Below are 15,582 nucleotides of genomic sequence, written 5' to 3'. Positions count from 1 at the left end.
AGATTTAGATTAATTCACAAAATATGTGTAAAACACTTGCAATTTAGCAGAAATTTGATAAAATAGTAAGGAAAGTTAGACTGTATTGCCTACTGTCTATCTATAAAATATATTTTATTGGAGGCTTTTACTCAAATGGCAAAAGAAAAATACGATCGTAGTAAACCACACGTTAACATTGGTACTATCGGACACGTTGACCACGGTAAAACTACTTTGACTGCAGCTATCACAACTGTATTGGCACGTCGCTTGCCTTCAGCAGTTAACCAACCAAAAGACTATGCGTCTATCGATGCTGCTCCAGAAGAACGCGAACGCGGTATCACTATCAACACTGCGCACGTTGAGTACGAAACTGAAAAACGTCACTACGCTCACATCGACGCTCCAGGACACGCGGACTACGTTAAAAACATGATCACTGGTGCCGCTCAAATGGACGGAGCTATCCTTGTAGTAGCTTCAACTGACGGACCAATGCCACAAACTCGTGAGCACATCCTTCTTTCACGTCAGGTTGGTGTTAAACACCTTATCGTCTTCATGAACAAAATTGACTTGGTAGACGACGAAGAATTGCTTGAATTGGTTGAAATGGAAATCCGTGACCTCTTGTCAGAATACGACTTCCCAGGTGACGATCTTCCAGTTATCCAAGGTTCAGCTCTTAAAGCCCTTGAAGGTGACTCTAAATACGAAGACATCATCATGGAATTGATGAACACTGTTGATGAGTACATCCCAGAACCAGAACGTGACACTGAAAAACCATTGCTTCTTCCAGTCGAAGACGTATTCTCAATCACTGGACGTGGTACAGTTGCTTCAGGACGTATCGACCGTGGTACTGTTCGTGTCAACGACGAAATCGAAATCGTTGGTATCAAAGAAGAAACTCAAAAAGCAGTTGTTACTGGTGTTGAAATGTTCCGTAAACAACTTGATGAAGGTCTTGCCGGAGATAACGTAGGTGTCCTTCTTCGTGGTATTCAACGTGACGAAATCGAACGTGGACAAGTTATCGCTAAACCAGGTTCAATCAACCCACACACTAAATTTAAAGGTGAAGTCTACATCCTTACTAAAGAAGAAGGTGGACGTCACACTCCATTCTTCAACAACTACCGCCCACAATTCTACTTCCGTACTACTGACGTTACAGGTTCAATCGAACTTCCAGCAGGTACTGAAATGGTAATGCCTGGTGATAACGTGACTATCGACGTTGAGTTGATCCACCCAATCGCCGTAGAACAAGGTACTACATTCTCTATCCGTGAGGGTGGACGTACTGTTGGTTCAGGTATGGTTACAGAAATCGAAGCTTAATTCGATTAAGTTCCCAGAAGAACAATTATTTAAGTCAGACACTAAAAGAATCTTGCCTTGCAAGGTTCTTTTTTTCTTCTTAGTCTATTTGAAGTGCTTCTACTCTAGCAGTATAATCGTTTTTTTGGTATAATAAAGGTTATGGAAATCGAAAAAACCAATCGTATGAACGCCCTTTTTGAATTTTATGCGGCGCTTTTGACAGACAAGCAGATGAACTATATTGAACTCTATTATGCTGATGATTATAGTCTTGCTGAGATTGCTGAGGAGTTCGGTGTCAGTCGTCAGGCTGTTTATGATAATATCAAGCGTACGGAAAAGATTCTAGAAGATTATGAGATGAAACTGCACATGTATTCGGACTACATTGTCCGAAGTCAGATTTTTGACCAGATCTTGGAGCGTTATCCCAAGGATGACTTTCTGCAGGAGCAGATAGAAATTTTAACAAGCATTGATAATAGAGAGTAAGTATGGGGAGTATAGTCATCTACAAAGGTATACCCTGTAAACTATTAGCTGCTGAGACTCCTTTTCCAACAAGGCTACAAATCCTCTCGTCTGATTCTATCTCTCGAGCTCTTCAAGAGGGATTTAGCTGTTGGGGATATCCAAATGAGATAATGAAAGAAGTCACTCCAGAAGAACTTGTTTGTTTACAAGATTTTGGACGTTTTCCACCGAATTAATGAAACATAGGAGAAAAAAATGGCATTTGAAAGTTTAACAGAACGTTTACAGAACGTCTTTAAAAATCTACGTAAAAAAGGAAAAATTTCTGAGGCTGATGTCCAGGAAGCAACCAAAGAGATTCGTTTGGCCTTGCTAGAAGCCGACGTTGCTTTGCCTGTTGTAAAGGACTTTATCAAGAAGGTTCGTGAACGTGCAGTCGGACACGAGGTCATTGATACCCTCAATCCAGCCCAACAGATTATCAAAATCGTTGATGAGGAATTGACAGCTGTTTTAGGTTCCGATACGGCAGAAATTATCAAGTCACCAAAAATTCCAACCATTATCATGATGGTCGGTTTGCAAGGGGCTGGTAAAACCACCTTTGCAGGTAAGCTGGCTAATAAACTCAAGAAGGAAGAAAATGCACGTCCTTTGATGATTGCAGCGGATATCTATCGTCCAGCAGCCATCGATCAGTTGAAAACACTTGGAAAACAAATTGATGTTCCTGTCTTTGCGCTTGGAACAGAAGTACCAGCTGTTGAGATTGTTCGCCAAGGTTTGGAGCAAGCACAGGCCAATCACAACGACTATGTCTTGATTGATACGGCAGGGCGTTTACAAATCGATGAACTTCTCATGAATGAGCTTCGTGATGTTAAAGCACTGGCTCAACCAAACGAAATCCTCCTTGTCATTGATGCCATGATCGGTCAGGAAGCGGCTAATGTTGCCCGTGAGTTTAATGCTCAGTTGGAAGTAACTGGTGTCATCCTTACCAAGATTGATGGGGACACTCGTGGTGGTGCGGCTTTGTCTGTTCGCCACATCACTGGTAAACCTATCAAGTTCACTGGTACGGGTGAAAAGATTACAGATATTGAAACCTTCCACCCAGACCGTATGTCTAGCCGTATCCTTGGTATGGGGGATATGCTGACCTTGATCGAGAAAGCCTCTCAAGAATACGATGAGCAAAAAGCTCTTGAAATGGCTGAGAAGATGCGCGAAAACACCTTTGATTTCAATGATTTCATTGATCAATTGGATCAGGTGCAAAATATGGGACCAATGGAAGACTTGCTCAAGATGATTCCAGGTATGGCTAACAATCCAGCACTTCAAAACATGAAGGTGGATGAACGTCAGATTGCGCGTAAACGTGCCATCGTGTCTTCGATGACTCCTGAGGAGCGTGAAAATCCTGATTTGTTAAATCCAAGTCGTCGCCGTCGTATCGCTGCAGGTTCTGGAAATACCTTTGTTGAAGTCAATAAATTTATCAAGGACTTTAACCAGGCCAAACAGCTCATGCAAGGTGTCATGTCTGGGGATATGAACAAGATGATGAAGCAAATGGGAATTAATCCGAATAACCTTCCTAAAAATATGCCAAATATGGGAGGAATGGATATGTCTGCCCTTGAAGGCATGATGGGACAAGGTGGCATGCCAGATATGTCAGCTCTTGGAGGCGCAGGCATGCCAGATATGAGCCAGATGTTTGGTGGCGGACTCAAAGGTAAAATCGGTGAATTTGCTATGAAACAGTCTATGAAACGCATGGCCAACAAAATGAAAAAAGCGAAGAAAAAACGCAAATAAAAAAGGAAAGCAGAAGTGCTTTCCTTATTAATAAAAAGAACTCTGAATCCGATTCAGAGTTCTTTTGTGTTTGATTGTGGTCTATTCCCACTCAACGGTTGCTGGTGGTTTACTTGTAATATCGTAGACGATGCGGTTAACGTGGTCCACTTCGTTTACGATCCGTACAGAAATCTTTTGAAGGACTTCCCAAGGAATCTTGGCAAAGTCAGCTGTCATACCATCGATAGAGGTGATGGCACGAATGGCGATGGTGTAGTCATAAGTACGACCATCACCCATAACACCGACTGAACGAACGCCTGTGTTGACAGTGAAGTATTGCCAGATATCGCGGTCAAGACCAGCTTTAGCGATTTCTTCACGAAGGATAGCATCAGACTCACGAACAGTTTCTAGTTTTTCTTCAGTGATTTCACCCATGACACGGATAGCAAGTCCTGGTCCTGGGAATGGTTGGCGCCATACAATGTGGTCTGGCATACCAAGTTCTGTACCAAGGGCACGGACTTCGTCTTTATAAAGAGTGTTCAATGGTTCAATTAATTCAAACTGCATGTCTTCTGGAAGACCACCAACATTGTGGTGTGATTTGATGGTTTGAGCAGTATCTGTACCAGACTCAATCACGTCAGTGTAAAGCGTTCCTTGAGCAAGGAATTTTACATCTTTTAGCTTGCTTGCTTCGTCATCAAAGACATAAACAAATTCGTTACCGATAATTTTACGTTTTTGCTCAGGATCAGAAACACCTGCAAGTTTGTCAAGGAAGCGTTTTGCAGCGTCTGCTTTGACGATATTCAAACCAAACTTACCACCAAGCATGTCCATAACTTGGTCAGCTTCCCCTTTACGGAGAAGACCGTGGTCTACAAAGATACAGATTAATTGATCACCGATCGCTTTTTGGAGAAGAACTCCAACAACAGAAGAGTCAACACCACCTGATAGACCGAGAAGAACACGCTTGTCACCTACAGTTTCACGGATTTTCTTGATCTGCATATCGATAAAGTTGTCCATTGACCAGTCGCCTTTAGCCTTACAGATATTAAGAGCAAAGTTGCGAAGGATATCATTTCCATAGACAGAATGGCGAACCTCTGGGTGGAATTGGATACCGTAGATATGTTTGTCTGGATTTTCAATAGCTGCATAAGGACAGTCAGCAGAAGTTCCAGTACGAACAAAATCAGCAGGAATTTCTGTTACAGCATCGCCATGGCTCATCAAAACAATCTGTTCTTCAGGAGTTCCTTCAAAGAGGGCAGAAGTGGTATGGGTAAGTGGTGATTGGCCATACTCGCGGTTACCAGCATCACCTGCAGGGACAACTTTTCCTCCAAGTTTATGAGTTAAAAGTTGCATACCATAGCAGATTCCCAAAATTGGAATGCCAAGTTCAAAAATTTCTGAGTCAATATCAAATGAACCATCTTCGTATACAGAGTTTGGTCCACCAGAGAGGATGATCCCTACAGGGTTAATCGCACGAACCTCTGCGGCTGAGATTTTATGACTTTTTAGCTCTGAAAAAACACCAATTTCACGAATACGGCGTGAAATCAGCTGGTTGTATTGGCTACCATAGTCCAGCACGATGATTTTTTCGACATCTTGCAAATCAGTTGAAATGTTGCTCATCTTTTTCCTTTCTCAAAAGAAATATCTTTTTCAATATTCTATCACAAATAGGGGCGAATTACCAACTAAACAAGGCAAAGTTTGACTTTTTCTTAGCAAATACGGTACAATGGAGAAAATAAAGAAAAGAAGTGAGAATCATGTTGCCAGCTTATATGAAAATCCACGATCAGATCAAAAAGGATATAGATGAGCATCATTGGAAAATCGGAGAGAGACTTCCAAGTGAGCGAGATTTAGCTGAACAGTTTCAGGTTAGCCGGATGACATTACGCCAAGCTATCTCTCTCTTGGTTGAGGAAGGAGTTTTGGAACGTCGTGTAGGAAGTGGGACTTTTGTCTCTAGCACTCGTGTCCAAGAAAAAATGCGGGGAACGACTAGTTTTACGGAGATTGTCAAATCTCAGGGGAAAGTCCCTTCTAGCCAACTCATTTCTTACAGAAGAACCATTCCAAATGAGCAAGAGGTCGCAAAGCTAGGGATTACTCCGACAGAGAATATTATCCGCATGGAACGGGTGCGTTACGCTGACCAAGTTCCGCTAGTCTATGAAGTCGCATCCATTCCTGAGAAATTCATTAAGGATTTCAAAAAAGAAGAAATCACCAGCCACTTCTTTCAAACCTTGCAGCAACATGGCTACCGGATTGGCAAATCCCAACAGACCATTTATGCGAGATTGGCTAAGGAAAAAATTGCTCACTATCTAGAAGTCGAAAAGGGGCATGCCATTTTAGCCTTGACTCAGGTCTCTTATCTTGAAGATGGGACGGCTTTCGAGTATGTAAAGAGTCAATACGTGGGCGAACGATTTGAATTTTATCTTGAAAATAACTAGTCTAGAAAGGCTGGTTTTTTGTTTTCTTAAAAGATTAGAATTGTCAAAACAATCTGTCTAGGCTTGATTTTATTGCTTATTTACTATAAAATGAGAAGGAAAAACGTCAAACTTTTATATTGCAAATAGGAGAAAAAATGACAAAAACATTAAAACGTCCTGAGGTTTTATCACCTGCAGGAACTTTAGAGAAGCTGAAAGTAGCTGTTCAATATGGTGCGGACGCAGTCTTTATCGGTGGGCAAGCCTATGGTCTTCGTAGCCGTGCTGGAAACTTCACTTTTGAACAGATGGAAGAAGGAGTCCAGTTTGCAGCTAAGTACGGTGCCAAGGTCTATGTGGCTGCTAACATGGTTATGCACGAAGGAAACGAAGCTGGTGCTGGAGAATGGTTCCGCAAGTTGCGTGACATCGGGATTGCCGCAGTTATTGTGTCAGATCCGGCTTTGATTATGATTGCAGCAACCGAAGCACCAGGTCTTGAAATCCACCTTTCAACCCAAGCCAGTGCGACCAACTATGAAACTCTTGAGTTCTGGAAAGAACTTGGTCTAACTCGCGTGGTTTTGGCTCGTGAAGTTTCAATGGAAGAATTGGCAGAGATTCGCAAACGCACTGATGTAGAAATTGAGGCCTTTGTCCATGGAGCCATGTGTATTTCCTACTCAGGTCGCTGTACGCTCTCAAACCACATGAGTATGCGTGATGCCAACCGTGGTGGTTGTTCACAGTCTTGCCGTTGGAAATACGACCTCTACGACATGCCATTTGGTCAAGAACGTAAAAGTCTTAAAGGTGAAATTCCAGAAGAATTTTCAATGTCAGCTGTTGACATGTCCATGATTGACCATATTCCAGATATGATTGAAAACGGTGTAGACAGTCTCAAGATTGAAGGCCGTATGAAGTCTATTCACTATGTTTCAACTGTGACCAACTGTTACAAGGCGGCTGTAGATGCTTATCTCGAAAGTCCCGAGAAATTTGAAGCCATCAAACAGGACTTGGTAGACGAGATGTGGAAGGTTGCTCAGCGTGAACTGGCAACAGGTTTCTACTATGGTACACCTACAGAAAACGAACAGTTATTTGGCGCTCGTCGTAAAATTCCTGAATACAAGTTTGTCGCTGAAGTGGTTGCGTACGATGATGCGACTCAAACGGCAACCATTCGTCAACGGAATGTTATCAATGAAGGAGATCAAGTGGAGTTTTATGGACCAGGTTTCCGTCATTTTGAGACTTATATCGAAGATCTTCATGATGCCAAGGGCAATAAAATCGACCGTGCTCCAAATCCAATGGAACTCTTGACAATCAAGGTTCCACAACCTGTTCAAGCAGGGGACATGGTCCGCGCTCTCAAGGAAGGTCTTATCAATCTTTATAAGGAAGATGGAACTAGCGTTACAGTTCGTGCCTAGAGAAGGAAATATGAATGAATCAAGCACAAGGTTTGTTAGTTGATAATGAAGGCAGATGTATTCATTACCATGGTGAAAAGGACATCGTTTCCCTCCAGTGTTATGAGTGTAAAAAATACTATGCTTGTTATCAGTGCCACAATGCTATGGAAACGCATTTGTTTTCGCCCTATCCCTTGGTGCTTTCTGAGGATCGACCGATCTTATGTGGGGGTTGTAAGAGGACAATGACTTTCCAAGATTACCAAAAGCAGATGGCTTGTCCTTACTGCAGTGCACCATTTAATCCAGGTTGTAAACAACACTATTCCTACTATTTTAAATAAAATGAATCGATCCAAGTTCTTACTTGGATTTTTCAGTTTGTTTCAGAAAATAGAGTAAAATCAAGAAAAACTCGCAATCTAAAATGGAAAAACTTCCTATAGAATGGGGTAAAAACAGCAAAAATAGAAATAAATCATATGAAACGCTTTCAACGTAAGTAAAAAGTTGACAAATCAAAATTTTAGGACTAAACTAAGTAAGTAAATTTTAAATAAAAGGAGAATTCATCATGAATTTAACATTTTTCGGTCTTTGTCTTGCCTGTATGGGTGTATCTCTTGCAGAAGGTATGTTGATGAACGGTTTGTTCAAATCAGCTGCTCGCCAACCAGACATCATCCCACAATTACGTAGCTTAATGATCATGGGGATTGCCTTTATTGAAGGAACGTTCTTGGTTACCCTCGTCTTTTCATTCGTCATCAAATAGACAAATGGAACGAGAAGAAAAGGGAGGATTCTAGATGGAAGAAAGTATCAATCCAACCATCAATATTGGTCCTGTTACCTTTGATTTAACCATGTTAGCCATGACCTTGTTGATTGTGGGAGTTGTTTTTGGCTTTATCTATTGGGCAAGTCGCAATATGACTTTGAAACCCAAAGGAAAGCAAAATGTACTTGAGTATTTCTATGACTTCGTTATTGGATTTACAGAACCTAACATTGGTAAAAGCTACATGAAAGACTACTCGCTCTTTTTCCTTTGTCTATTTCTATTTATGGTACTGGCAAATAACCTCGGTTTGATGGCGAAACTTCAAACTACAGATGGGACAAACCTTTGGACATCGCCAACTGCAAATCTCCAGTTTGACTTGGCCTTGTCATTTGGAATTATCCTGATGACCCATATTGAAGGGATTCGTCGCCGTGGGATTAAAAAATATCTAAAAGCCTATATCACACCTGGCTTTATGACTCCCATGAATATCTTAGAAGAGTTTACCAACTTTTTATCACTTGCCTTGCGGGTGTTCGGAAATATCTTTGCTGGAGAAGTGATGGCTAGTTTGCTAATCACTCTATCTCATCAAGCTCTATATTGGTATCCAGTTGCTTTTGGTGCTAACTTGGCTTGGACAGCCTTTTCTGTCTTTATTTCCTGCATCCAAGCCTATGTGTTTACCATGTTGTCTTCTATGTACTTAGGAAATAAGATAAATGATGGAGAAGAGTAGAAAGGAGTAACAGATGCACGTAACAGTAGGTGAATTAATTGGTAACTTTATTTTAATCGCTGGCTCTTTTATCCTTTTGATTGTCTTAGTTAAGAAATATGCGTGGTCAAACTTGACAAGTGTCTTCGAAGAAAGGGCAAATAAAATTGCTGCTGATATTGATGGAGCTGAACAAGCTCGTCAAAAAGCAGAAACTCTTGCTCAAAAACGTGAAGATGAATTGGCTGGAAGTCGCAACGAGGCCAAAACAATCATTGAAAATGCTAAAGAGACTGCAGAGAAGAGTAAAGCAAATATTCTGGCAGATGCTAAAGTAGAAGCAGGTCGCTTAAAAGAGAAGGCGAATCAAGAAATTGCTCAGAATAAAGCTGAAGCTTTGCAAAGTGTTAAGGGCGAGGTGGCAGATTTGACGATTAGTCTCGCTGGTAAAATCATCTCAAAAAACCTTGACAGTCATGCTCATAAGGAACTCATTGATCAGTATATCGATCAGCTAGGAGAAGCCTAATGGACAAGAAAACAGCAAAGGTAATTGAAAAGTACAGCATGCCTTTTGTCCAATTAGTGATTGAAAAAGGAGAAGAGGACCGGATTTTTTCAGATTTGGATCAAATCAAGCAAGTCGCAGAGAAAACGGGCTTACCTTCTTTTTTAGCTCAGGTGGCAGTTGATGAGTCTGATAAGGAAAAAACAGTTGGTTTCTTTCAAGACTCTGTCTCACCTTTAATGCAAAACTTTATTCAGGTTCTGATTTACAATCACAGAGCAAATCTTTTTTATGATATTATTGTTGATTGTTTGAATCGTCTTGAAAGAGAAACCAATCAATTTGTAGTCACGATTTCTTCAGCTCATCCTTTAACGGACGAACAGAAGGAACGTTTGCTTCCCTTGATAGAGAAAAAAATGTCTCTGAAAGTACGGAGTATTAAAGAACAAATTGATGAAGGACTCATTGGTGGTTTTGTCATTTTTGCTAATCACAAGACAATTGATGTGAGTATAAAACAACAACTTCGAGTTGTTAAAGAAAATTTGAAATAGAAAGTGGTGTTCTTTTGGCAATTAACGCACAAGAAATCAGCGCTTTAATTAAGCAACAAATTGAAAATTTCAAACCCAATTTTGATGTGTCTGAAACAGGTGTTGTAACCTATATCGGGGATGGAATTGCGCGTGCTCACGGTCTTGAAAATGCCATGAGTGGAGAGTTGTTGATCTTTGAAAACGGCTCTTATGGGATGGCGCAAAACTTGGAGTCTACAGACGTTGGGATTATCATCCTTGGAGACTTTACAGATATTCGTGAGGGTGATACCATTCGCCGTACAGGTAAAATCATGGAAGTACCTGTGGGGGATAGCCTAATCGGACGTGTTGTCGACCCACTTGGTCGTCCAGTTGACGGTCTTGGTGATATCCATACTGACAAGACTCGTCCAGTAGAAGCGCCAGCTCCTGGTGTTATGCAACGTAAGTCTGTATCAGAACCATTGCAAACAGGTTTGAAAGCTATTGACGCCCTTGTACCGATTGGTCGTGGTCAACGTGAGTTGATTATCGGTGACCGTCAGACAGGGAAAACAACTATTGCAATTGATACTATCTTGAACCAAAAAGGGCAAGATATGATCTGTATCTATGTAGCGATTGGACAAAAAGAATCAACAGTTCGTACGCAAGTAGAAACACTTCGTCAGTACGGTGCCTTGGACTACACAATCGTTGTGACAGCCTCTGCTTCACAACCATCTCCATTGCTCTTCCTAGCTCCTTATGCCGGAGTTGCTATGGCGGAAGAATTTATGTACCAAGGCAAGCATGTTTTGATCGTTTACGATGATCTTTCAAAACAAGCGGTCGCTTATCGTGAACTTTCCCTCTTGCTTCGTCGTCCACCAGGTCGTGAAGCCTTCCCAGGGGATGTTTTCTACCTTCACAGTCGTTTGCTTGAGCGCTCAGCTAAAGTTTCTGATGAACTTGGTGGTGGATCTATTACAGCCCTACCATTTATCGAGACACAAGCGGGAGATATCTCTGCCTATATCGCAACCAACGTGATCTCTATCACTGACGGACAAATCTTCCTTGGTGATGGTCTCTTCAATGCGGGTATTCGTCCAGCCATTGATGCGGGTTCATCTGTATCCCGTGTAGGTGGTTCGGCACAGATTAAAGCCATGAAGAAAGTTGCTGGTACACTTCGTATCGACCTTGCTTCATACCGTGAGTTGGAAGCCTTCACCAAGTTTGGATCTGACTTGGATGCAGCAACACAGGCTAAGTTAAATCGTGGACGTCGTACTGTGGAAGTATTGAAACAACCTGTTCATAAACCACTACCTGTTGAGAAACAAGTAACCATTCTCTATGCTTTGACACATGGTTTCTTAGATACGATTCCTGTAGATGACATTGTTCGTTTTGAGGAAGAGTTCCATACTTTCTTTGATGCTCATTATCCAGAGATTTTGGAAACCATTCGTGAAACAAAAGACTTGCCAGAAGAAGCAGTCTTGGATGCTGCGATTACAGAGTTTCTCAATCAATCCAGCTTCCAATAAGAATAGAGGTGTCAGATGGCAGTATCTCTAAATGATATTAAAACAAAAATCGCCTCAACCAAAAATACGAGTCAAATCACCAATGCCATGCAAATGGTGTCGGCTGCTAAACTAGGTCGCTCTGAAGAAGCAGCTCGCAACTTCCAAGTTTACGCTCAGAAAGTTCGTAAGCTTTTAACGGATATTCTGCATGGTAACGGATCTGGTGGTTCAACCAATCCGATGCTCATTAGTCGCCCTGTTAAGAAAACAGGTTATATCGTTATCACTTCAGACCGTGGATTGGTTGGAGGTTATAATGCTTCCATCCTTAAAGCCGTTATGGAGTTGAAAGAAGAATACCATCCAGATGGTACAGGTTTTGAAATCATCTGTATCGGTGGTATGGGGGCTGATTTCTTTAAGGCTCGTGGTATTCAGCCAATCTATGAACTACGTGGCTTGGCAGATCAACCTAGTTTTGATGAAGTTCGTAAAATTATTTCAAAAACGATTGAGATGTACCAAAACGAACTTTTTGATGAATTGTACGTCTGCTACAACCATCATGTCAATACTCTCACTAGTCAAATGCGTGTGGAACAAATGCTTCCAATCGTTGACTTAGATCCGAATGAAGCGGATGAAGAGTATAGCTTGACATTTGAGTTGGAAACGAGTCGTGATGAGATTCTAGAGCAGTTGTTACCTCAGTTTGCAGAAAGTATGATTTACGGTGCTATTATCGATGCCAAGACAGCTGAGAATGCTGCAGGTATGACAGCCATGCAAACGGCGACTGATAATGCTAAGAAGGTCATCAATGATTTGACAATCCAGTATAACCGTGCTAGACAGGCGGCGATTACACAAGAAATTACAGAAATCGTAGCGGGGGCTAGTGCCTTAGAATAAGGCTTTGCCTCCCTCGTATCAAAATGAACTTAGGCCCTAGTTGAGCTAGGAACCGACAGTATCTTATATAGAATAGGAGAAGGAGATGAGTTCAGGTAAAATTGCTCAGGTTATCGGACCCGTTGTAGACGTCTTGTTTGCAGCTGGGGAAACACTTCCTGAGATTAATAATGCACTTGTCGTCTACAAAAATGACGAAAGAAAAACAAAAATCGTCCTTGAAGTAGCCTTGGAGTTGGGTGATGGTATGGTCCGTACGATCGCCATGGAATCAACAGATGGTTTAACTCGTGGTATGGAAGTTTTGGACACAGGTCGTCCAATCTCTGTACCAGTAGGTAAAGAAACTTTGGGACGTGTCTTCAACGTTTTGGGAGATACCATTGACTTGGATGCTCCTTTCGCTGAAGACGCTGAGCGTCAGCCAATTCATAAGAAAGCTCCAACTTTTGATGAATTGTCTACCTCATCTGAAATCTTGGAAACAGGGATTAAGGTTATCGACCTTCTTGCCCCTTACCTAAAAGGTGGTAAAGTTGGACTTTTCGGTGGTGCCGGAGTTGGTAAAACTGTCTTGATCCAAGAATTGATTCACAACATTGCCCAAGAACACGGTGGTATTTCAGTATTTACCGGTGTTGGGGAACGTACTCGTGAGGGGAACGACCTTTACTGGGAAATGAAAGAATCAGGCGTTATCGAGAAAACAGCCATGGTATTTGGTCAGATGAATGAACCACCAGGAGCACGTATGCGTGTTGCCCTTACTGGTTTGACAATCGCCGAATACTTCCGTGATGTAGAAGGCCAAGATGTGCTTCTCTTTATCGACAATATCTTCCGTTTCACTCAAGCTGGTTCAGAAGTATCTGCCCTTTTGGGTCGGATGCCTTCAGCCGTTGGTTACCAACCAACACTTGCTACGGAAATGGGTCAATTACAAGAACGTATCACATCAACTAAGAAGGGTTCTGTAACCTCTATCCAGGCTATCTATGTGCCAGCGGATGACTACACTGACCCTGCGCCAGCAACAGCTTTCGCTCACTTGGATTCAACTACAAACTTGGAACGTAAGTTGGTACAGTTGGGTATCTACCCGGCCGTTGACCCACTTGCTTCAAGCTCTCGTGCCTTGGCACCTGAGATTGTTGGTGAGGAGCACTACGCAGTTGCTGCTGAGGTTAAACGTGTCCTTCAACGTTACCATGAATTGCAAGATATCATTGCTATCCTTGGTATGGATGAACTTTCTGATGAAGAAAAGACCTTGGTTGCCCGTGCCCGTCGTATTCAGTTCTTCTTGTCTCAGAACTTCAACGTTGCCGAACAATTTACTGGTCAACCTGGTTCTTATGTGCCAGTAGCGGAAACAGTTCGCGGCTTTAAGGAAATCCTTGAAGGAAAACATGACCAGTTACCAGAAGATGCCTTCCGTGGTGTCGGTTCAATCGAAGACGTCATTGCTAAGGCTGAGAAAATGGGATTTTAAGAGGTGATCTATGGCTCATTTAACTGTCCAGATCGTGACACCAGATGGCCTCGTCTATGATCACCATGCCAGCTTTGTATCGGTACGAACTCTGGATGGTGAGATGGGGATCTTGCCACGACATGAAAATATGATTGCGGTTCTAGCGGTTGATGAAGTAAAGGTAAAACGTATCGATGATGATACTCATGTGAACTGGATAGCAGTGAACGGAGGAATTATCGAGATTGCTAATGATATCATTACCATTGTAGCAGACTCAGCAGAGCGTGCTCGTGATATTGACATCAGTCGGGCAGAACGTGCGAAACTTCGCGCTGAACGAGAAATCGAAGAAGCCCATGACAAGCATTTGATTGACCAAGAACGTCGTGCAAAAATCGCATTGCAACGTGCTATCAACCGTATCAATGTCGGAAATAGACTATAAAAAATGAACTTGAAACTCAAGTTCATTTTTTTTTAATGTGGAAAGTTGATGCAGACTGCTTCTGGGACATGGAAGTCGTTAGAAAGCTCTGCAAGACGACCACTTTTAGGATTGCGCTTAAAGACGGTTGCGTTATCAGAATCTTGATGAACAGCAATGAGAAACTCTTGATCAGGACTTAGGTCGAAATCACGTGGATTTTTACCATGGCTTGGTACAATCTCTAATAATTCTAAACTACCATCACCTAGAATTGTATAGACTGCAATGGAATCATGACCTCGGTTGGATGCATAGAGGTATTTGCCATCTTTTGAAAGACGAATTGCAGCAGTAGCATTAAAGCCTTCGTATCCATCTGGTAAGGTTGAAATAACTTGCATTCGTTCAAATTCACCAACCCCATCATAAATCAAGACCTCTATAGTGCTATTAAGTTCGCAGATGAGATAGGCAATCTTATAGTGGTGGTGGAAAACGATGTGGCGTGCACCTGCTCCAGCTTGGCTGTGATAAGTGTAGAGTTTATTTAGTTTTCCTTCTGGACTAACATCATAGGTTGTTACCTCATCTGTTCCTAGATCACAGGTGACGAGGTACTGGTCAGGTGTTAGATCTGTAAAGTGTACATGTGGGGAAGTTTGGTTTTCATGAGGACCTTGTCCGCTATGCTGATCTAGATCCGTTTGGATGAGGCTACCATCCGTTTGACGTTTATAAACCAGAACTTGACCTTTATGATAGTTGGCCCCATAAACGAGACCACGCTTTTCATCCACTGCCACATAACAATGGGGAGCGCCTTCTTCAACCACATGATTTAGCAAAGCGCCATCTGTCTTGTATGCAGCGATTCCACCTAAGCCATCCTGGCTCCCTACGGTGTATAAGTGTTGCTGTTGGTCAAAGGCAAGGTAGGTCGGACTTGGTTCAGCAGCAAAGAGTTCAAGATTTGCAAGCTGGCCTGTTTCTGTATCAAAATCTGCCTTGTAAATCCCTTTAGATAAGCGACGAGTGTAAGTTCCAAAATAAACAGTTTCTTTCATGTCCATACCTCTTAATAGTGATAAGTTCATTATACCACAAAATGGCAGTCATGAAGCACTAGATTCATTCATGTAAGCACTTTAAAAAAGAGTTATTTTAGTTTAAAAATGGTATAATGAGAGAAC

Annotated in this window: 17 protein-coding genes; 15 read left to right on the top strand and 2 right to left on the bottom strand. The window is 41.9% G+C overall.

Annotated features, from left to right (window positions below):
* The first annotated feature begins 135 nt into the window (after positions 1 to 135).
* The 4 genes from tuf (at position 136) to ffh (ending at position 3,615) form a co-directional block, all read left to right on the top strand.
* Complete coding sequence (gene tuf / locus I6H78_RS01400) at positions 136 to 1,332, top strand: elongation factor Tu (RefSeq protein WP_198459704.1); 1,197 nt, start codon at positions 136 to 138, stop codon at positions 1,330 to 1,332.
* 141 nt (positions 1,333 to 1,473) lie between these two features.
* Complete coding sequence (locus I6H78_RS01395; protein WP_000402066.1) at positions 1,474 to 1,806, top strand: putative DNA-binding protein; 333 nt, start codon at positions 1,474 to 1,476, stop codon at positions 1,804 to 1,806.
* A 2-nt stretch (positions 1,807 to 1,808) separates the two neighbouring features.
* Positions 1,809 to 2,024, top strand: coding sequence for a hypothetical protein (locus tag I6H78_RS09445; RefSeq protein WP_042902340.1), 216 nt, complete (start codon positions 1,809 to 1,811; stop codon positions 2,022 to 2,024).
* A gap of 19 nt (positions 2,025 to 2,043) precedes the next feature.
* The gene (ffh, locus tag I6H78_RS01390; RefSeq protein ID WP_198459703.1) at positions 2,044 to 3,615 is read left to right on the top strand and encodes a signal recognition particle protein; all 1,572 of its coding nucleotides are present in this window, start codon (positions 2,044 to 2,046) and stop codon (positions 3,613 to 3,615) included.
* A gap of 81 nt (positions 3,616 to 3,696) precedes the next feature.
* Here ffh and guaA read toward each other — a convergent pair whose 3' ends face one another.
* Positions 3,697 to 5,259, bottom strand: a complete 1,563-nt coding sequence (guaA, locus tag I6H78_RS01385; RefSeq protein ID WP_198459702.1) for a glutamine-hydrolyzing GMP synthase — start codon at positions 5,257 to 5,259, stop codon at positions 3,697 to 3,699.
* A gap of 140 nt (positions 5,260 to 5,399) precedes the next feature.
* Between guaA and I6H78_RS01380 the strand changes: the two genes are divergently transcribed.
* From I6H78_RS01380 to I6H78_RS01330, 11 genes are all read left to right on the top strand, one after another.
* A complete protein-coding gene (locus tag I6H78_RS01380; RefSeq protein WP_000936178.1) occupies positions 5,400 to 6,098 on the top strand; it encodes a GntR family transcriptional regulator in 699 nt (232 codons plus the stop codon).
* Positions 6,099 to 6,235: 137 nt separating this feature from the next.
* Entirely contained in the window at positions 6,236 to 7,522 is a 1,287-nt protein-coding gene (locus I6H78_RS01375; RefSeq protein ID WP_000169101.1) for a peptidase U32 family protein, read from the top strand.
* Positions 7,523 to 7,536: 14 nt separating this feature from the next.
* Positions 7,537 to 7,848, top strand: coding sequence for a CHY zinc finger protein (locus I6H78_RS01370; protein WP_198459701.1), 312 nt, complete (start codon positions 7,537 to 7,539; stop codon positions 7,846 to 7,848).
* 230 nt (positions 7,849 to 8,078) lie between these two features.
* Positions 8,079 to 8,279, top strand: a complete 201-nt coding sequence (locus tag I6H78_RS01365; protein ID WP_001054556.1) for a F0F1 ATP synthase subunit C — start codon at positions 8,079 to 8,081, stop codon at positions 8,277 to 8,279.
* A 34-nt stretch (positions 8,280 to 8,313) separates the two neighbouring features.
* Positions 8,314 to 9,030, top strand: coding sequence for a F0F1 ATP synthase subunit A (gene atpB, locus I6H78_RS01360; RefSeq protein ID WP_000392869.1), 717 nt, complete (start codon positions 8,314 to 8,316; stop codon positions 9,028 to 9,030).
* A 13-nt stretch (positions 9,031 to 9,043) separates the two neighbouring features.
* Positions 9,044 to 9,538, top strand: a complete 495-nt coding sequence (gene atpF, locus I6H78_RS01355; protein ID WP_061427227.1) for a F0F1 ATP synthase subunit B — start codon at positions 9,044 to 9,046, stop codon at positions 9,536 to 9,538.
* A complete protein-coding gene (locus tag I6H78_RS01350) occupies positions 9,538 to 10,074 on the top strand; it encodes a F0F1 ATP synthase subunit delta (protein WP_198459700.1) in 537 nt (178 codons plus the stop codon). The genes atpF and I6H78_RS01350 overlap by 1 nt, the downstream gene beginning before the upstream one ends.
* 14 nt (positions 10,075 to 10,088) lie before the next feature.
* Positions 10,089 to 11,594, top strand: coding sequence for a F0F1 ATP synthase subunit alpha (gene atpA / locus I6H78_RS01345; protein WP_000996617.1), 1,506 nt, complete (start codon positions 10,089 to 10,091; stop codon positions 11,592 to 11,594).
* 15 nt (positions 11,595 to 11,609) lie between these two features.
* A complete protein-coding gene (locus I6H78_RS01340) occupies positions 11,610 to 12,488 on the top strand; it encodes a F0F1 ATP synthase subunit gamma (RefSeq protein WP_000301231.1) in 879 nt (292 codons plus the stop codon).
* Positions 12,489 to 12,573: 85 nt separating this feature from the next.
* A complete protein-coding gene (gene atpD / locus I6H78_RS01335; RefSeq protein ID WP_000094372.1) occupies positions 12,574 to 13,980 on the top strand; it encodes a F0F1 ATP synthase subunit beta in 1,407 nt (468 codons plus the stop codon).
* Positions 13,981 to 13,990: 10 nt separating this feature from the next.
* Complete coding sequence (locus tag I6H78_RS01330) at positions 13,991 to 14,410, top strand: F0F1 ATP synthase subunit epsilon (protein WP_000940836.1); 420 nt, start codon at positions 13,991 to 13,993, stop codon at positions 14,408 to 14,410.
* A gap of 32 nt (positions 14,411 to 14,442) precedes the next feature.
* Here the strand turns inward: I6H78_RS01330 and I6H78_RS01325 are convergent, their stop codons facing one another.
* A complete protein-coding gene (locus tag I6H78_RS01325; protein ID WP_198459699.1) occupies positions 14,443 to 15,456 on the bottom strand; it encodes a lactonase family protein in 1,014 nt (337 codons plus the stop codon).
* Between the last annotated feature and the right edge of the window lie 126 nt (positions 15,457 to 15,582).

It is taken from the genome of Streptococcus oralis, assembly GCF_016127915.1.
In the GTDB taxonomy this organism is placed as follows: Bacteria; Bacillota; Bacilli; order Lactobacillales; family Streptococcaceae; genus Streptococcus; species Streptococcus oralis_BO.
This window is presented reverse-complemented; position numbering and strand designations above follow the sequence as displayed.